General features: G+C 53.2%; 15 protein-coding genes and 1 pseudogene. 9 read left to right on the top strand and 7 right to left on the bottom strand.

Annotated elements, in window-relative coordinates:
- Positions 1 to 93 precede the first annotated feature (93 nt).
- The 3 genes from ACE5KN_RS15530 (at position 94) to ACE5KN_RS15520 (ending at position 2,866) form a co-directional block, all read left to right on the top strand.
- On the top strand, positions 94 to 849 hold the full coding sequence (locus ACE5KN_RS15530) for a GTP pyrophosphokinase (RefSeq protein WP_375524622.1): 756 nt from the start codon (positions 94 to 96) through the stop codon (positions 847 to 849).
- Positions 846 to 1,769: a cysteine synthase A gene (gene cysK / locus ACE5KN_RS15525; RefSeq protein WP_375524621.1), complete on the top strand. Its 924-nt coding sequence runs from the start codon at positions 846 to 848 to the stop codon at positions 1,767 to 1,769. The genes ACE5KN_RS15530 and cysK overlap by 4 nt, the downstream gene beginning before the upstream one ends.
- Before the next feature lie 119 nt (positions 1,770 to 1,888).
- Entirely contained in the window at positions 1,889 to 2,866 is a 978-nt protein-coding gene (locus ACE5KN_RS15520; protein WP_375524620.1) for an aldo/keto reductase, read from the top strand.
- Positions 2,867 to 3,154: 288 nt separating this feature from the next.
- On the opposite strand, the gene ACE5KN_RS15515 is transcribed toward ACE5KN_RS15520, so the two are convergent.
- Together ACE5KN_RS15515 and ACE5KN_RS15510 are read right to left on the bottom strand one after the other, a co-directional pair.
- The gene (locus tag ACE5KN_RS15515; protein ID WP_375524619.1) at positions 3,155 to 3,955 is read right to left on the bottom strand and encodes a WYL domain-containing protein; all 801 of its coding nucleotides are present in this window, start codon (positions 3,953 to 3,955) and stop codon (positions 3,155 to 3,157) included.
- Positions 3,930 to 5,252: a helix-turn-helix transcriptional regulator gene (locus ACE5KN_RS15510; protein ID WP_375524618.1), complete on the bottom strand. Its 1,323-nt coding sequence runs from the start codon at positions 5,250 to 5,252 to the stop codon at positions 3,930 to 3,932. The genes ACE5KN_RS15515 and ACE5KN_RS15510 overlap by 26 nt, the downstream gene beginning before the upstream one ends.
- A gap of 155 nt (positions 5,253 to 5,407) precedes the next feature.
- On the opposite strand from ACE5KN_RS15510, the gene ACE5KN_RS15505 reads away from it, so the two are divergent.
- Positions 5,408 to 6,199: a nucleotidyltransferase domain-containing protein gene (locus tag ACE5KN_RS15505; protein ID WP_375524617.1), complete on the top strand. Its 792-nt coding sequence runs from the start codon at positions 5,408 to 5,410 to the stop codon at positions 6,197 to 6,199.
- A 103-nt stretch (positions 6,200 to 6,302) separates the two neighbouring features.
- On the opposite strand, the gene ACE5KN_RS15500 is transcribed toward ACE5KN_RS15505, so the two are convergent.
- The 3 genes and pseudogenes from ACE5KN_RS15500 to ACE5KN_RS15490 form a co-directional block, all read right to left on the bottom strand.
- A complete protein-coding gene (locus tag ACE5KN_RS15500) occupies positions 6,303 to 6,698 on the bottom strand; it encodes a discoidin domain-containing protein (RefSeq protein ID WP_375524774.1) in 396 nt (131 codons plus the stop codon).
- A gap of 39 nt (positions 6,699 to 6,737) precedes the next feature.
- Positions 6,738 to 7,886 (bottom strand): annotated as a pseudogene (locus ACE5KN_RS15495) (family 8 glycosyl hydrolase); the annotation flags it as partial.
- Between the two features lie 491 nt (positions 7,887 to 8,377).
- Positions 8,378 to 9,379, bottom strand: coding sequence for an SPL family radical SAM protein (locus ACE5KN_RS15490; protein WP_375524616.1), 1,002 nt, complete (start codon positions 9,377 to 9,379; stop codon positions 8,378 to 8,380).
- Between the two features lie 438 nt (positions 9,380 to 9,817).
- On the opposite strand from ACE5KN_RS15490, the gene ACE5KN_RS15485 reads away from it, so the two are divergent.
- The 5 genes from ACE5KN_RS15485 (at position 9,818) to ACE5KN_RS15465 (ending at position 14,623) form a co-directional block, all read left to right on the top strand.
- Positions 9,818 to 10,417: an ECF transporter S component gene (locus ACE5KN_RS15485; RefSeq protein ID WP_375524615.1), complete on the top strand. Its 600-nt coding sequence runs from the start codon at positions 9,818 to 9,820 to the stop codon at positions 10,415 to 10,417.
- A 2-nt stretch (positions 10,418 to 10,419) separates the two neighbouring features.
- Complete coding sequence (locus ACE5KN_RS15480; protein ID WP_375524773.1) at positions 10,420 to 11,898, top strand: ABC transporter ATP-binding protein; 1,479 nt, start codon at positions 10,420 to 10,422, stop codon at positions 11,896 to 11,898.
- Positions 11,889 to 12,677, top strand: coding sequence for an energy-coupling factor transporter transmembrane component T family protein (locus ACE5KN_RS15475; protein ID WP_375524614.1), 789 nt, complete (start codon positions 11,889 to 11,891; stop codon positions 12,675 to 12,677). The genes ACE5KN_RS15480 and ACE5KN_RS15475 overlap by 10 nt, the downstream gene beginning before the upstream one ends.
- Positions 12,678 to 12,781: 104 nt before the next feature.
- Entirely contained in the window at positions 12,782 to 13,456 is a 675-nt protein-coding gene (locus ACE5KN_RS15470) for a sulfite oxidase-like oxidoreductase (RefSeq protein WP_355316262.1), read from the top strand.
- Positions 13,457 to 13,624: 168 nt separating this feature from the next.
- Positions 13,625 to 14,623 carry a Gfo/Idh/MocA family protein gene (locus ACE5KN_RS15465; RefSeq protein ID WP_375524613.1) on the top strand — a complete coding sequence of 333 codons (999 nt, stop codon included), beginning with the start codon at positions 13,625 to 13,627 and terminating at the stop codon, positions 14,621 to 14,623.
- Positions 14,624 to 15,269: 646 nt separating this feature from the next.
- Here the strand turns inward: ACE5KN_RS15465 and ACE5KN_RS15460 are convergent.
- Together ACE5KN_RS15460 and ACE5KN_RS15455 are read right to left on the bottom strand one after the other, a co-directional pair.
- Positions 15,270 to 16,154: a carbohydrate ABC transporter permease gene (locus ACE5KN_RS15460; RefSeq protein WP_375524612.1), complete on the bottom strand. Its 885-nt coding sequence runs from the start codon at positions 16,152 to 16,154 to the stop codon at positions 15,270 to 15,272.
- Between the two features lie 6 nt (positions 16,155 to 16,160).
- Positions 16,161 to 17,048, bottom strand: a complete 888-nt coding sequence (locus ACE5KN_RS15455) for a carbohydrate ABC transporter permease (RefSeq protein ID WP_375524611.1) — start codon at positions 17,046 to 17,048, stop codon at positions 16,161 to 16,163.
- Positions 17,049 to 17,079 lie beyond the last annotated feature (31 nt).

The following is a 17,079-nucleotide window of genomic DNA, read 5'->3' as shown; positions in this document are numbered from 1 at the left end:
TACATAATCGTTTGCCGCCTAATCAGCACGGATAAGATTTTGTACAGCTTTCCGTTACCAGGGCGCGCGCTTTACAAGCAAAGGAGATTCCGCATGGGTGAACAAGCACAGATAGAACAGTTTAAAAAGATTAAAACCGAGTTAACACGTTTTTTGATGATGTACAAATTTGCGCTCGATGAAATTGAAACCAAAGTGGAAATTCTCAAGGAAGAGTTTCAATCCCTGCATGATTACAGCCCCATTGAGCATACCAAATCCAGGTTGAAGTCTCCGGAAAGCATTATGAAAAAAATATACCGGAAAAACAGCGGAATATCGCTTCATGAGATCAAAAAAAACATTAAGGATATTGCCGGTCTCCGCATTACCTGCTCTTTTATTTCAGACATTTACAGGGTTAAGAGCATGCTTGAAAATCAGGATGATCTCACGATTCTGGAAATCAAGGATTACATCCGCTACCCCAAGCCGAACGGGTATAAAAGTCTGCATATGCTGGTGGAGGTGCCGGTGTTTATGTCGGACCGTCAGGAGCGGGTGTGCGTAGAAATCCAAATCCGCACCATCGCGATGGATTTCTGGGCCAGTCTTGAGCACAAAATATTTTACAAATACAATCAGTCCGTTCCGGAGCATCTCCTGCAGGAGTTGAAGGCTGCCGCTGATGCCGCGGATGAACTGGACCGCAAAATGGAACGCCTCCATACCGACATCAAGGAGATCAAGGAGAACAATGCACTGCAATCGGAGGACGAATTCAGCAGTATTCTCGTCAACAACCGGCAGTTCAGGCTGCCTGCGGCTTTTCTGGACCTGATCGGTGAGGGGGAGCGGGGGATCAAATGACAGCCAAAGTGGTTCAACATATAACTGAATTAATCGGGGATACCCCCTGTGTCCGGTTGGGCAGGCTGACAGGTCCGGAGGATGCCGATGTCTATGTCAAATTGGAGATGTTTAATCCGAGCGGCAGTGTGAAAGACCGGGCGGCCTATAATCTGATCGCCCAGGCGGAGAAGGACGGGCGCCTCCGTCCGGGCGGAACGATCATTGAGCCGACCAGCGGCAATACGGGAATCGGATTGGCCATGAATGCCGCCGCCAAGGGCTACCGGGCGATCCTGGTCATGCCGTCCAATATGACAAAAGAGCGGATTAACATCCTGAAGGCCTATGGAGCCGAGGTGGTGCTGACCCCGGCCGAGGAACGGATGCCGGGCGCCATCCGCAAAGCACAGGAACTGGGGGCGGAAATTGAAGGCAGCTTCATTCCGCAGCAGTTCGAAAATCCAGCGAATCCTGACATTCACCGCACCACGACCGCCCTGGAAATATTGGAGCAGATGGAAGGAAGGCTGGATGTATTTGTGGCGTCGTCCGGCACAGGAGGCACCATCACAGGCACTGGTGAGGTGCTGCGTGAACATCTGCCGGAGATCCGGATCGTGGTGGTCGAGCCGAAGGGCTCACCGGTATTGTCCGGAGGAAAGCCCGGTCCTCACAAGCTGGTGGGGACAAGCCCCGGCTTTATTCCAGACATCCTGAACACCGGAGTTTATGATGAGATTATCCAGGTTGAGGATGAGGATGCGATCGCGACTGTGCGGGAGCTGGCCGTGAGGGAAGGGATTTTGATCGGCCCGTCCGGCGGGGCCGCCGTATGGACGGCGCTGCAGGAAGCGCGGCGTCTCGGCAAGGGTAAACGTGTGCTGTGCATCGCCCCTGATACTGGCGAGCGGTACATAAGCATGGGGATTTTTGGTTGAATATTTCAAATGTAAACGTTTCAATTAGTTCATGACAGCCTGCTCCGGTTGGGTGTAAGATAGAGTGGATCGTGAATCCATTCTATACTTATCCCAATCGGAGGAGGAACAGATGCACTATGAGAATCATGCCAATTGAGAAGCGGGGGATTACGGACAGCCGCCTGGTACTGGGATGCATGCCGTTTGGCGGGGGCTGGAACAGCGAGCCTATCACGCAGGATCATATAAAGGAAGCTGAAAAAGCGGTGGAAGCCGCACGCTCCATCGGCATTACAATGTTTGACCATGCTAACATCTACGCCAAAGGCAAAGCGGAGGAAACATTCGGGAAGGTTCTGAAAGCGCAGCCAGGCCTGCGGGAGCAGATTGTGATTCAATCCAAGTGCGGCATTCGTCTGGCAGAGGGGGAACTGCCGGGCATGTTTGATTTCTCCTATTCGCATATTCTTGAATCGGTAGAAGGGTCCCTTAAACGGCTGGGCACGGATTATCTGGACGTGCTGCTTCTTCATCGTCCAGATCCGCTGGTGGAGCCGGAAGAGGTGGCCGTTGCCTTCACAAAACTGAAGGAATCCGGCAAAGTCCGTCATTTCGGTGTCTCGAATATGAGTGCAGGGCAGATCCAGTTTCTGGAGCGCAGCCTGTCCATGCCGCTTGTCGTCAATCAGCTGGAGATGAGCCTGGCGCATCTGCACTTCCTTGATGAAACAGTACATGTCAACCAGCAGGCTGGCACGGCTGTGCGGTTTGCAGAAGGCTTAATGGAGTTTTGCCGCACGAAGGATATCCAGATCCAGGTCTGGGGGCCGCTCGCGCAGGGACGCTTCTCCGGCAGAGCGCTGGAGGATGAGCCTGAGCATATTGTGCGGACAGCAGAGCTGGTCAAGCGTTTGGCAGAGGAAAAGGGGACAACGCGGGAGGCGATTGTGCTCGCCTGGCTGATGAAGCATCCAGCCCTGATCCAGCCAGTCATCGGTACGGCCAATCCTGAACGCATTACTGCTTGTCAGGATGCGGAACGTCAGGCGGAGCTGATGACCCGGGAAGAATGGTACACCCTGTATGTCAGTGCAAGAGGGAAAGCTCTGCCATAATGCAGTCGGCTTTGAAACGGAGTACTTTACAAGGCTTATTGACCTGAGGCACCGTGCATGCCCAAACTAAATGAGGAAATCGGCAATCCTTTTTGATTTCCGATTTGACAAAAAAGTCGAGAACAGAAGAGCCTCTTGTTCTCGACTTTTTTAGCTTCATCCCCTCTTGCACAAGACAACTTGTAGTCCTGATAATGTACCTTGCCTGATGTGCTGCAACGCTAGTTTAACTGACAACGGGCCTGAGAAGAAAGCCTTCCAAAGCAGCGCATAAACACAGGGATTCTACTACGTGACACCGTAGCGAGCCAGAGCTTTGGAGGCCGTTTCTCTCAAGCGGGAGAGGAGGTATGAGCCTTCCACCACCTTGACCCTTTTGCCCAAAAACCGGATTTTGGACAGCACGTACTCAGATTCATCCGCCTGGTAAGTCACGGTCATGCGGTAGGTGTCTGTTTCGTCCAGGTAGACCACATCCTTCTCGAAGCAGGAGAAGGCGTACAGGATACGGGAGAGCTCGGGATTATATAAAGGAACAATTTCAAGGACGGCCTGCTCCCTCCGCGAATCTACAATGGAATCGATGCGTGCCGCCAGTTGGGCCGCCTGTTCCGGGTCAAGGGGCATCTCTCTGACTGAAACGATGTTCTCCAGCTTGGTGCACATGAAGGAACGATGCCTCATGTTATACCAGAGCAGGGACCAGTCCCGCTTGACCATGGAAAATTCCAGCTTGTAGGGAAAGCCATGCAAATCCTCATGCATCTTGCCGTTCCGCAGCCGAAAGGAAATGCGAATCCCGGCATGGTTCACAATACATGTGCGCAGCTCGGGGATCAGCGGATGAAAGACTGAAGCGGGCGGGAGGCCCGCTTTCTCGGCAAGGGCGGAGGCAGGATCAAGCGGTTCATCCTCTTCCAGCAGCGAACGCAACTTGGCGAGTGTTACCGGCAGAAACGCCTTCTCGGCAGCCGTGTCCGCCAGCATCGTGCGCAGCCACGACCGTTCCTGCGAAGTAGTGGCAAAAGCGCCGGATTCGTCGAGCCGTGAAATAAGCTGGTAGTTAAATATTTTCTCGAACAGGCTCATAGTACGCTTGAATCTCCTTCCATTCCGCAATGAATTCGCTGCGCAGGCGGGCAGGTTCGAGCACCTCGCAGCTTGAACCGAAGCTGCGCAGCCACGGCTTAATCTCCATTGTGCCGTTGACCGTGATCTCATAAATGAAGGAATCGCTGTCTTCTTCCGTGATGGTTCCCCACTGCCCCTGCAGGAGGACGCGTTCTTTAATGAAATTACGCTTCGCCCCCTCGGGCCGGAAGAAACGGGCCTTAATCTTCACGGGCTGCCCCGTATCGATCAGCCAACTGCAGCGTGTCCGCTCTTCCAGCACTTGCAGCTTGGCGGTGAATTCCTCCTCTGATACGGGTTCTTCCTCCTGAAGCTGTGTAATGCCCTCCATTCTGATCTTGACAATGCCCCGCCGGTCATATCCGAGCAAATACCAGCGGCCATACTGGTGATCATGGACGACCTGCAGCGGCAGCAGACGCTGAAGTCGGCCATCGGTTTCTTTGGCAAAAAGCGGATTGGTGTTCCGGGACCCGTACATGCTGCGCTTGCCTGCGGCAAAGTATAGGAACGAGACGCTGCGGCGCTGCCGGATGGCCTGCAGCAGCGGATGCAGATGCGCTTCGTCCAGAATGCGGGAATAATAGTGATATTTATAGAGAAAAGGCTCTGCAATGTCCCGCTCCGCAGAGAGGCGGCGCAGCGATTTCTTCAGATTGTCGCGCAGCAGGTACCCCTGCACCGAAGGAAGATGAGTGTTGGCCATAATATCCACAAAATCATACAACCTGTTAAGCTCTTCATCATCCAGCATAGTGATCAATTCATTCCGAACAGCATAACGGTACGGTCTTCCTCCAGGCTCCCTGCGGATGACCCCAGCCTCCTCCAGGTATTTCAGGTCAGAGCGCACGGTCTTCTCATCCGGCAGAGCGGCCTCGGGAGGCAGATCGCTGCAGCATTGATCCAGCAGCTCAAGCACGGTGAGCGGCTGCTCCTGCAGCGCAGTTACGATTTTACTGAGACGCACGCTTTCCGTCTCCTTGAGTGATTTGGCGCGGAACAGAAACAGCAGCAGCGGGTCTGTTGAATCATAATAGGTATAACGCAGCATTTCGGCAAAATCGTTACCTTGATCTTCCGGCAGCCTCCGCTGCACGGTTTGTACGATCTCCTTCAAGCGCCGCAATGTCTTGTCAAACGTATGTACAGAAATCCCGAGCCGCTCGGCAAACTGTTGACGGCCGTATGCGCCACTCGTTAATACGAGCATGCGCAGGAACTGGATTTCTTTGTCGAAGCTTTCTTTGGCCATATTCAGCCCCCCGTTTTCAAATAAAGCCCATTTCCACATTGTAACAGGAATTTTTAATCTTGGGGGGTCTCGTCATACTTTCACCGTTTTCAGGAGAAAAGGAATAGGAGATGATACAGGTACTAAACGGATGCAACGAGAGGAGAGAGAAGCACATGTCTGAAACTGAAATGAACACCAGAATATTGGAAGAACTGCGGCGTATTGAGCGGGAGGAGCAGGTCAGAATCATATATGCATGCGAATCCGGCAGCCGGGCGTGGGGATTTCCGTCCCGGGACAGCGATTATGACGTGCGGTTTATATATGTGCGGCCGGTGGAATGGTATCTGTCGCTCTTTGAGAAGAGGGATGTGATTGAGAAGCCCATAAGCGGCATGCTCGATATCAATGGCTGGGATTTGAAAAAGGCGTTGAAGCTGTTTCGCAAGTCAAATCCGCCGCTGCTGGAATGGCTGCAATCTCCACTGCCGTACTATGAAAAGTATTCTGTTGCCGAGCAAATCCGGGGTATTTCGCCCTTAACTTTTTCACCGAAGTCATGTATGTATCATTATCTGAACATGGCGAAGGGCAATTTCCGGGACTATTTGCAGGGCGAACAGGTGAAGATTAAAAAATACTTTTATGTCCTTCGCCCGCTGTTGGCCTGTGGCTGGATTGAAAATCATGACAGTATGCCGCCGATTTTATTCGATAAGCTGATCGAAGATCAGCTTCCGGCCGATTCCGTGCTGTATGACATCATTACAGAGCTGCTGGAGCGCAAGAAAGCCGGGGAGGAGCTGGATCTGGAGCCACAGCTTAAACCTTTGAATGCTTTTATTCAGGAGCGAATCGCCTATTACGAACAGACCGCTCCTTCGCTGAGGCAGGCTGAGGATGCATATGACCAGCAGTTGGATAAGCTCTTTCGTTCCGCACTGCAGGAAGTATGGAACGCTTAGCGAAGCAGGATCCTCGTAATTCCCAATAAACGAACCCCGGAGCGGCAAAATTTGCTGCTGACCGGGGTTCATTAACGAGGAAGTCTATGGCCTGGGTGCTATATCAGCTTGGCCCATATACGCCGAATTCATACAGGGAATATCCGTACGGTGTGCCTCTGGCTGTACCCAGCATGCGGACATAACGGGCATTTACAGCCTGGAAGTCAATTGTCTCGATGCCGCCTTGTCCGCTGGTCGTGGAATATACCGTCGTCAAATTGACAGGGTTGCCGCCGTCTGTAGACACCAGGATTTGGTAGCTGGTGGCATAGGCGGCTTCCCAGTTCAGGATGATCTTGTTGATGCTCCGTGTGCTCCCCAGATCCACGTAGAGCCATTGCGGGTCGATGCCTTCCGCGCTGGCCCAGCGGGTCGAGGTACTGCCATCGAAAGCGCGTGAAGGCTCAAAGCCGACTGCTTCCATAGAGCTTGCTTGTGCGTTCTTTCCCGCCGCCAGATTCGTGCCTGAAGCGGGAGGCGGCGTTCCACCGGAGCCGGGCTTCCACCAGTTGCCTGAAATGAACAGCATGCTGAGCAGGTTGTAGGAGTCGCTGAAGTAATTCTCGCGGTGGCTGACCATCCAGTCCCAGCCGGCATTGACCCAGGCCTGATGGCTGCTATCGGACACACCTGCCGCAACAAACGGGGCTACATACACGGCGGTAGCATATCCGCCAAACACCGTTCCATTAAGCTGGTAGCCGTCCCGGACATTGGCCGGATTGCCGCCGGTTTTGCCTTTGATCCAGCCGGCGATTTTGGTGGAGATCGTTTTACCCCGTTGGTCACCGTACAGCGCGTAGTCCATGACGATGCGCAGCGGAACACGGGCAGCGTTGTAGTAATAGGCTCCCGTATACTGGGATTCATCCAGGAACCACGGGCCGGCGGGCTGAGCGGGATTGCCCACGACAAAGTCGGAAATCAGGCCGGTAGCCGGTGAGTACGTGCTGCTGAACTGCGTATATTTGCTGTACAGGTTATTGATGACATTCAGCCAGGTCTGGTCGTTTGTGACCCCATAGAAGGCACGCAGATGGCTGAGCATCCAGTCGGACGGGCGCGTATTATAGGTCGTTTTGGAGTCCCAGTCGCCCAGATTAAGCCCGTTGTTGGTGGTCACGTAGCTGGATTTAATAGCATTGATCATATTGGTCGCTTCCTGCAAATAGTTGACTGCACCACCGGAGCCCCATTGGTAATGGGCCAGGATAAGGGAGTAGGCAATGTCAAGGTCTCCGTCTGTGGCTGAGCCAAAATGTCCCTGGGCTGCGGGGTCATCCGCAACCACCCATCCCATCAGGGCCGGATTGCCGGAGCTTTTGTAGGCCCGCGCCGTTTTGAACAAGCCGTTATAGATGGTCTGGGCATTCGGATCATGGCCAGCCATCAGGGCAGTGATGACCATGCCATAGCCCTGGCCTTCGGAGGTGCCAAGCGGCTCGAAGCCTTCCGCGTCGCCGGTGATGTCGCCTCTTACATAGTATCCTCCGGGCAGGGAGGACAGATCATTACGCAGGTAAGCCGACTTCCAATAATCGTAATAGGAAGCAACGGCCTGGTTCATGGACGCCTGGCTTACATGATTGGGTTTGATGACTCCCGAATAGCTGATCTGCTGCGGGAAAGGTTTTTGTTCTCCGGCTGCGCTCGCCTTGGGAGCCGGGCCGGTCAAGCCGAGTGCAGATACGGCAAGCGTCAGGCAGAGCAGCGGTGTACACCATAGGCGGCCCACTCTTTTGAAAGAACGAAGGCTGAATTTTAACATATCGATTCCTGCCTTTCTGAGTATGGAGTTTCAGAATGTTATGGAATGCACGGACAAATAAAGTCTGTTAGCAGAAGACTGATCGGTCTGGATACTAGTGGAGTAAAAGCGGAAGGAAGGTTCAGCGGTTTCATCAAATGGTCAACACTCTTTTACCTATAGGTTGGTAATGTGAGCTTGATGATGAATAACCTCCTTGTCTATGGGATTTGAAAGATATTTATCTTTCTACACATTTTTTAACAGAATTGATGATATTCGTCTATGGGTTTTAAGGCTCATTATATCTATGTTAGATGAATAATTTGCGCAAACAAGACAAGCCTGAGGATCACGGTGGGACATGTCCTCAGACTTGTTTGTCCGTGCTAGAATTGAAAGCTGAGCTGCTCCACTTCCGGACCGGTTTTAGAAACAGAAGGGGATAGAGCATGCTCAAAAGGGGTCATTGGACAGGAGCTTGCCTGGCTGATATACGCGGTCTGGGGAGTGGACGGTACATCGTCCTGCAGGGCGTATTGCACACGCAGGCTGCGGATTTCCGCTTTCTTCGCCTCCCTGTAATCGGAATCTGCATAAGCTCCTCTATATAGCTTCCTGTATGCGGGCAGAAGATGAGGGTAGTATTGCTCCAAGGCATGCAGAAACCATGCTTTTACGTCTGGTGTCAGCCTCAGTATGGAGGTCATCGCAAACGATGCCTTATGCTGCTGTGCAGCCAAGAACAGACCCTTCAGATCTTCGGCCGAATCGGTCAGATAGGGAAGAATGGGAGCGATGAACAATCCGGTTCGTATCCCTGCTGCAGACAGTTCTCCGACAGTCTCCAGCCGTTTGCCCGGCAGCGGGGCGGCAGGCTCCATCCTGCGGATAATCTCCGTGTGGAGTGTGCCCAGACTGATATTTACAGAGGTAATATTCATTTCCCGCAGCACGTCGAGGTCACGCAAAATCAAAGGGGAGCGTGTCGTAATGCTGGTGGGAATCCGGTATTTCGCAAGCACCTTTAGACATTCGCGCGTAATTTTCGTTTTACCTTCCACCGGCTGATAAGGATCGGTTGCGGTGCCGATGGCAACGTGGCCTATACGGTCCACCAATTCGCCGATATCATAGCTATATTTGCGCGCCATCCGGGACAGCTGGGCCTCCAGCGCCTCGGGTGCGTTCATTTTCATGAGAATATGGTTCTGAAACTCATCGTCCGCTTCTTTGCCGATATAGCTCTGGAAGGCTCTGGCATAACAGAAATGGCAGCCGTGCGCACAGCCGCGGTAAGGATTAATGGACCAGTCAAAAGGCATGCTTTCGGCCTTAACCCGGTTCAGGGTCTGCTTGGTCGTCGTCTGTTCATAGGTTTTTCGAGCCATGGGCAATGCCTCCTTGTGTAGGAACATTTGTTCGTTTTTTTATGAGTATACTACATTCCTATGAAGAGTGAAACCCTGTCTGAACCGGTAATGTATTCCGGGACTATTGCAGGCGGGATATTGTCAGCTTTGTAAATGTGGTGTACATTATTCATGATTCCAAAAAGAATCGGGAGCTTGATGAAGTCAGGCTGAGAGGGTGGCCGCATGCCGCCGACCGTGAAATCTGATCTGGGTAATGCCAGCGTAGAGAAGAACAAATGCAGTCAGTATGCATGCAACAGCCCTGCAGGCGGAAACGCCGCAGCTGATTGCCTGCTGTTTCCCGCAGTCTGCCCTGCCGGGATAACTGACAGCAAATGAATTCATACTGCGCAGCTGCCTGCCCGGATCGGGGCGGGCTTTTTTATTTTATTTTGAATGGGGGAGTTAGAGGATATGACAGCATTGAGTCCTAAAAGGGGAAGCAAGCTGAAACTGACCGATATTCTGGTCACCATTGTGATTGCGGTGGTATTCGGCATTGTGTACAAAATTTGGGGTCCGGCTTATGACATGGTTAAACCGCTGGGCCTGCATGCGGAGCAAATTACTTATGGAATGTGGTTTATGGCAGGAACGTTTGCCTATCTTATTATCCGCAAGCCGGGGGTGGCCGTTCTGGCGGAGGTGGCCGCTTCAACCGTCAGCGCTTTATTGGGCAGCGAATGGGGGATTTCCACATTGTATTACGGACTGCTGCAGGGGCTGGGGGCGGAGCTGTTTTTTGCCCTGTTCCTGTACCGGAAAAATAATCTGCTTGTAACGAGTCTGGCCGCAGTCGGCGCGGCAGCCGGATCGCTTATCCTTGATTTCTATTACGGCTACATTGAATCCTTGACGGCATGGAACTATACGTTGTTCATCGGCCTGCGTCTGCTCGGAAGTGTCGTGATTGCGGGTTTCTTCGCTTATTATCTCTCGAAAGCGCTAGAGCTGACAGGTGTGACTCAATCGCTGCGTCCCGTCTCTAGGGAAGATTATGAGGCGCTGGATTGAGCATGGGGCTTGATTTCTCTGCTGCGGCGGGTGTTACCAACCTGAGGCTGAAGTTCCCTGGAGAGCAAAACCTGCTCTTCCAAGAATTGTCCATTTCCGTCCGTAAAGGGGAGAAGCTGCTGCTGCTCGGACCGAGCGGCTGCGGCAAATCAACGCTGCTCCAGGTGCTGAGCGGCTTGATCCCCGCTGCTGTGGAGGTGCCGATGAAATGCGATGAAGTCATTGTCCCGGAACGTTCCGGAGTGGTGTTTCAGGACCCTGATACTCAGTTTTGCATGCCTTTTGCGGATGAAGAGCTGGCTTTTGTGCTGGAAAACCGCCGGATTCCGCGTGAGGAAATGCCCTTCCGCATCCGTGATTGCCTGGCACATGTCGGATTGGCAGAGGCAATAGCAGGCATGCCCATTCAGGAAATGTCACAGGGAATGAAGCAGCGACTTGCTGTTGCGACTGTGCTGGCAGCGGAAGCGGAGGTGCTGTTCCTGGATGAGCCGACAGCGCTGCTGGATGAAGAGGGGACCGCACAGGTTTGGGACACGATCCGCAACATATCGGCGGACAAGACGCTCATTATCGTGGAGCATAAGATCAGTGAAGTAATTCATGAGGTGGACCGGGTTGCAGTTCTGTCTCACACTGGAGAAATTATTGCCGACGGGACGCCTGATGAGGTGTTCTCCACACAGAGGGAAAGGTTAAGCGAGTATGGCATTTGGTACCCGGGGGTGTGGACGGAAGCGGCTTCTCCGCGTCTCCTGAGCACTGCATCGGCTGAGCCGGTTATAGGAGCGGTGTCCTGCTTAAAAGGGAGTTCATCCTGCCACGACGACGCTTCTCCGGTACTGGAGCTCAGCGGTTTTGCCGGAATGCGCGGCAGAACGGACGTCATTCGGGTCGGGGAAGCGAAGGTATTCCCAGGTCAATGGATCGGGATCACCGGTGCGAACGGAGCGGGCAAAAGCTCCCTGCTCCTGTCCATGATGGGCCTGCTCAAGACGGACGGCCGGTACGAGGTATGCGAACGGACTGCAGGCCGAACAGAACAGCTGGCCGAAAACATAGGATTTGTATTCCAGAATCCGGAGCTTCAGTTCGTCACCAATTCGGTATATGAAGAAGTGGAATATTCAATTTTCTTCGATTTCCCGGACGCGGAGCAGCGGAAGACGAAGGTGCGGCAGCTGCTTGACCGCTTCGGCTTGCTGAAGTTGGAGGACAGGCATCCTTATCAGCTCTCGCTCGGGCAGAAACGCCGTTTAAGCATCGCAACTGCCATCATCCGTGAGCCGAAAGTCCTTCTGCTGGATGAGCCCACCTTCGGCCAGGACGCCCGCAACACCTTTGCGATTCTGGACTTGCTCGAATCACTCCGCAGGGCGGGCACAGCGGTGATCATGGTTACCCATGATTCCGAAGTGGTCCGCCGTTACTGCACGGATGAATGGCGGGTACGGAATGGGAGGGTTGAGCTGTGCAGCTGACTTTTCCCCATCGCGAGACCTGGCTGCACCAGGTAAACCCGGGCTTGAAGCTTCTCTTGTTCGCCCTGCTGTTTCCGGCTGTGATATGGATTCATAATTTGAATATCATGATTAATCTTGCGGCGGGAATGCTGCTGCTGCTTACGGGGGCCGGGCATCCGTGGAAACGGCTGCTGTTATACGCTTCCCCGTTTATCCTGATCTTTATCTCCACTTCGACAGGAATGATGTTTTTCGGAAAAGGAGAAACGACATGGTGGAAATGGGGGCTGGTGCATATTACGGAGGAAAGCTTTTACCGGGGGCTGCACCTGGGCTGCCGAGCCATCTGCATGGCCGCTGCAGGCCTGCTGTTCGGACTTACGACCCGGCCGGTGAAGCTGTTTTATTCCCTGATGCAGCAGTGGCGGCTTCCTCCGAAATATGCATACAGCTTTCTTGCGGCAATGCGGATGATACCCATCCTGGTCGAGGAATTCCAGACGCTCCGGCATGCACTGGCCATCCGGGGAGCGCAGCGTCATGTCGGCCGCTGGAATCTGTATGCCAGAATCAAAATGTATGCCATCCCGCTGCTTGCGCAAAGCATCCGCCGCGCGCAGCGCATTGCTGTTGCGATGGAAGCCAAAGGATTTTCGGATGCGAAGCGTACGTATTATTATGTGATCGGGTACTCACGGGCGGATGCTTGGCTGATGGTTTATTTTATAGGGATGTTTGCTGCTGCCGGATGGGCAGGGAGCATGTATCCGTACTTCGATGCACTGGACGTACGGTAGCTGTACGGATGGCTAACGGGTTGACAATCAGGGTATAGTTTTATACAGATAGATATAACCGGAGTGAACCGAGCTCCTGAAACTCGTAATAGGAGGAGAAGCAGATGCAGAACAAAGCCGACCGTCTTAAGGCGGCCCGGGTGCCGGAGCGTCCCGAACTGGATGCGGAGCGGGCGCGCCGCCTGCCGCCCGGACAGACGCTCACCGAGAGCTTTCCCATCCTGCATGAAGGAGCGGTGCCCGAATACGATTTGGCCGCATGGGATTTGCGTATTTTCGGAGAGGTGGAGGAGGAGCGAACGTTTACTTTTGATGAGCTGCAGGCGCTGCCTGTAACCCGTACGGTCAGCGACATTCATTGTGTGACCCGCTGGTCCAAGTTCGATACCCCTTGGGAGGGTGTGCGTTTTTCGGATCTGATGAAGGAAATCAAGGTCAAGCCTGAAGCGAAATATGTCATGATTCATGCTGATCCGGATTATGAAACCAATCTGAAGCTGGCGGATTTGCTGAAGGACGATGTGCTGCTGGCCTGGAACTATGACGGCAAGCCGCTGACCGCCAAGCATGGCTGGCCGCTGCGTCTGGTCGTACCTGCTTTTTATTTCTGGAAAAGCGCCAAATGGATTCGCGGGATTGAATTCATGAAGGAAGACCGTCCGGGATTCTGGGAGAGCAATGGCTTTCATAATACAGCCGATCCGTTCAAGGAGCAGCGCTTCTCGTCAGATGAATATTACATGCCTGAAGATGAATGGAAGTATGTGGAGGCGGATTAAGCCACGTTAGATAGAGCGGACAGATGAAAAAAAGGTGATGCCTTAAAGGATTAAGAAGGCATCACCTTTTTTTGCGTACGTGGTTTTGCTAAAATGGAAAAGAAATCGATTACATATCTGTGGACAGCTTGCGGCAAGTGTGGATGATCACTTTGAGGAGGCGGAGAGATGGGACAGAATGATGGGAAGAAAGTGAAATGGGGCATTATCAGCACAGGCTGGATTGCCGGCAAATTTGCGGCTGATTTTGCTCATGTGGCGAATGGGGAGCTGTATGCAGTCGGCTCCAGATCAATCGAAAGCGCCAACGAATTTGCGGGGAAGTATCAGATTCCCCATGCCTATGGGAGCTATGAGGAACTGTTAAGCGATCCCGAAGTGGATGCCGTGTATATCGGGACACCTCATCCTTTCCACAAGGAAGCTGTGCTGGCCGCCCTGAATGCGGGTAAAGCTGTGTTGTGTGAAAAGCCTTTTACGATTAATAGCGGTGAGCTGGAGGAACTGATCAAGCTTGCCAGGGAAAAAAATCTGTTCCTCATGGAGGCCATGTGGACCCGCTTCCTGCCAGCGATCCGCAAAGTGCGGGAATGGCTGGATGCCGGCAAGATCGGCGAGGTGCGCCTGCTGAAGGCCGAGTTCGGCTTCCGTTCAGGCTGGAATCCGGAGGGCAGACTGTTGAACCTCGAACTGGGGGGCGGGGCGCTGCTTGATGCGGGAATCTACCCGGTTTCCTTCGCTTCCATGATCTTTGGTTATGAGCCGGAGGATATATACAGCAAGGCACATATCGGGGAGACGGGTGTCGATGAGGAGTTCTCGATCATGCTGACCTACAGCGGCGGCCGGTCAGCGATGCTGAACGGAGCGGTGCGTCTCGGTCTGACCAATGACGCCTATATCCATGGAACCGAGGGTTATATTCATATTCCGTCCTTCTTGAATTCCAATACGGCGGTACTGCATATCGGAGGCCAAGAGGCGGAGACCTTCAACGATGACCGTGTTTCGACCGGCTACGCCTTCGAGGCGGAGGAAGTAGGCCGCTGCCTGAGCGAAGGCCTTACGGAGAGCCCAACGATTACACTGGAGGAATCGCTGGGCATTATGAAGCTGCTGGATGCATGCCGCAGCCAGTGGGGACTTCGCTACCCGGGAGAGAGCTGAACCGTATTCCAGCCCTATGTCTCAAACAAGCCGTGCCTGTTTCCGATGGCAGTGAGGTTGCCGTGTAACCGAATGAGGTCTGCGGTTCTGAATATGCTGCTGCATTAAAATCAACGACGCCAAACGGGTCACCGGGCTTAAGCTGAAGCCAGGTTTGATCGTGAGATAATTGACGGCGGCAAGAGTATAAATGTAAATAACCTGCCCCCGGAAGCTGAGTTCCTCTAGGGGCAGGTTATTTTTATGGGGAAGCCTCTTTTTGGGTGCTTGTTATCTATAATTGCCCTCGCGGACTGGAGAGACTCTAATTGTAAAAAGAAGCGGCATTTGATCAACCTTTCGGACGACACGGACCTTATCGGTCAAGATCTGAGTCTAATTGGCCGAAAAATGTACAGATAACTGCACCTCTGTCCGATAAAAGCGAAAAAGGCTGAATTTTGCAGCAATAAGAGCTTTCCGGTCCGAACCCCATCCATAACACGGATCGGGTGGGCATAAGGTGTAAAAGAGGTCGAGAATAGGGGGGCTTACACCTGTTCTCGACCTTTGCCGTTTTAGAAATCGCAGCGGTCGCCATTGGCCCGGAGGGTCAACAGCGATTGTAGGAATGCTTCGTTCTCGGAGCGTCTCGTTGCAGGCGCCGTTACCCCTTCACGGCCCCCGCGACCATTCCCTTCATAATCTGCTCCTGGAAAATCAGATAAATCACGATGGTAGGCACCACGGCAATCGCCATGGCGGCCATGGTCAGCCCGTAGTCTGTCCCGAATCCGTCGGAAAAGATGGACAGGCTCAGCGGCAGTGTCTTGAGCGCCTGTGAGTTGATGAACACGAGGGCAAAGGCGAACTCGTTCCAGTAACGGAGGAAAGCGAGAATCGCTACCGTCGCCATGCCGGGGACGGACAGAGGCAGAATGATGCGTAAGAACAACCCCCAATAGCCCATACCGTCGATCAGTGCTGCTTCCTCAACCTCTTTCGGAATGGAGGTCATATAGGCGGCAATCAGGAAGATGGCAAGGGAAAGCTCGAAGGCCGTATAAGGCAGGATCAGCGCCCAATGCGTATTGAGCATGCCGATGTTCTTCAGCATGATGAACAGCGGGACGAGCGTGCTGTGAATCGGGATGAGCATGCCCAGCAGGAAGTAAGCCATGATGGCGCCCTGCAGCCGGAATCTGAAGCGCGAAAGAGCAAATGCGCACATCGCTCCAAGGATCAGCGTTAGAATCATAGCCAATACGGTCACGATGGCAGAATTCATCATGGCCTGCCCCATGCCCGCCAGCTTCCACGCGCGGATCATATTGTCGAAGGACGGGGCCTGCGGCAGTGAGAAAGGGCGTGTGAAAAATTCTTCATTGGTCTTAAAGGCGCTGATAAAAAGCCAATACAACGGATAAAGAGTCAACAGCGCATAGAATGCCAACAGGGCATTCCTTATCCAAAGCGAAACCGGCTGCCGTTTCCTGCTGCCCCCTTGCCGGGCGAACGGCAGTCCGGAGATAAGATCAGGTTGTTGTTTCATCAGGCATCAGCCCTCCTTCAGCTTGTTTCGGTTCATAAGGATCTGGCTGAGCAGGATCAGAAGCGCGCTGAGCACAACAATCAAGGTTGAAATCGCCGAACCGTAGCCATAGCGGTACACGGCGAAAGTGCTGTTGTACATATAAGTCGCAAGCAGCTCGGTCGTGTGAGCCGGGCCACCGTGTGTCATGACGAATACCTGGTCGAACGCCTTCAGGCTGCCCGCGATGCACATGATCACGGCTACCTTGATCGTATTCCAGATCATCGGCAGCGTAATGTAGAACAGCTTCTTCGGCCCTGTGGCCCCTTCAAGCAGTGCGGCTTCCTCTACCTCGGAGGGCAGATTTTGAATGGCAGCGATAAAAATAATCAGATACGGACCGATGTTGGCCCAGATGATCGGCACGGAGAGTGCGTACATATTGATATCCGGATCGGACAGCCAGGGCTGCGCCCAGGACTTCAAGCCCACCGAATTCAGCAGCAGGTTCAAGATACCGATTTGCGGGTGATAGATATACTTCCAGATCAGTCCAATGACGACGGTGGACAGCACCATCGGCATGAACACAGCGGAGCGAATGACACGATAGAACCAGCGGTTGCGAAGCAGCAGCAGCGACAGCACCAGGGCGATGGGAACCTGTCCGAACACCGATGCGCAGACGATGATAATGTTGTTCTTGAACGAGCGCCAGAACAGCGGGTCCTGTATTACCGCAATGTAATTGGACCAGCCGGCAAACTTGGCTGTACCGATCCCGCTCCAGTCAAAGAAGCCATAGTAGGCTGACCAGATGATAGGAACGATGACGAAAAATCCATAGAGAACAATGGAAGGCACCAGACAGAGTAAAAGAAAGCCTCTTAAACGTGCGGCGGCAGTGCTCATAACCTCCTCCTCCTTTTTCTGCTGTACCAAA

The sequence above is a fragment of the Paenibacillus terreus genome, assembly GCF_042138595.1.
GTDB lineage: Bacteria > Bacillota > Bacilli > Paenibacillales > Paenibacillaceae > Paenibacillus > Paenibacillus terreus.
The sequence above is the reverse complement of the archived record's forward strand: the minus strand, read 5'-3'. Positions and strand labels throughout refer to the sequence as shown.

Bases quoted from the DNA above. Each gene is read 5' to 3' on its own strand.
- ACE5KN_RS15455 (WP_375524611.1), bottom strand. From the start codon at position 17,048: ATGAGCACTGCCGCCGCACGTTTAAGAGGCTTTCTTTTACTCTGTCTG.
- ACE5KN_RS15480 (WP_375524773.1), top strand. From the start codon at position 10,420: ATGGGGCTTGATTTCTCTGCTGCGGCGGGTGTTACCAACCTGAGGCTG.
- ACE5KN_RS15465 (WP_375524613.1), top strand. From the start codon at position 13,625: ATGGGACAGAATGATGGGAAGAAAGTGAAATGGGGCATTATCAGCACA.
- ACE5KN_RS15460 (WP_375524612.1), bottom strand. From the start codon at position 16,154: ATGAAACAACAACCTGATCTTATCTCCGGACTGCCGTTCGCCCGGCAA.
- cysK (WP_375524621.1), top strand. From the start codon at position 846: ATGACAGCCAAAGTGGTTCAACATATAACTGAATTAATCGGGGATACC.
- ACE5KN_RS15530 (WP_375524622.1), top strand. From the start codon at position 94: ATGGGTGAACAAGCACAGATAGAACAGTTTAAAAAGATTAAAACCGAG.
- ACE5KN_RS15485 (WP_375524615.1), top strand. From the start codon at position 9,818: ATGACAGCATTGAGTCCTAAAAGGGGAAGCAAGCTGAAACTGACCGAT.
- ACE5KN_RS15515 (WP_375524619.1), bottom strand. From the start codon at position 3,955: ATGAGCCTGTTCGAGAAAATATTTAACTACCAGCTTATTTCACGGCTC.
- ACE5KN_RS15490 (WP_375524616.1), bottom strand. From the start codon at position 9,379: ATGGCTCGAAAAACCTATGAACAGACGACGACCAAGCAGACCCTGAAC.
- ACE5KN_RS15510 (WP_375524618.1), bottom strand. From the start codon at position 5,252: ATGGCCAAAGAAAGCTTCGACAAAGAAATCCAGTTCCTGCGCATGCTC.
- ACE5KN_RS15505 (WP_375524617.1), top strand. From the start codon at position 5,408: ATGTCTGAAACTGAAATGAACACCAGAATATTGGAAGAACTGCGGCGT.
- ACE5KN_RS15470 (WP_355316262.1), top strand. From the start codon at position 12,782: ATGCAGAACAAAGCCGACCGTCTTAAGGCGGCCCGGGTGCCGGAGCGT.
- ACE5KN_RS15520 (WP_375524620.1), top strand. From the start codon at position 1,889: ATGAGAATCATGCCAATTGAGAAGCGGGGGATTACGGACAGCCGCCTG.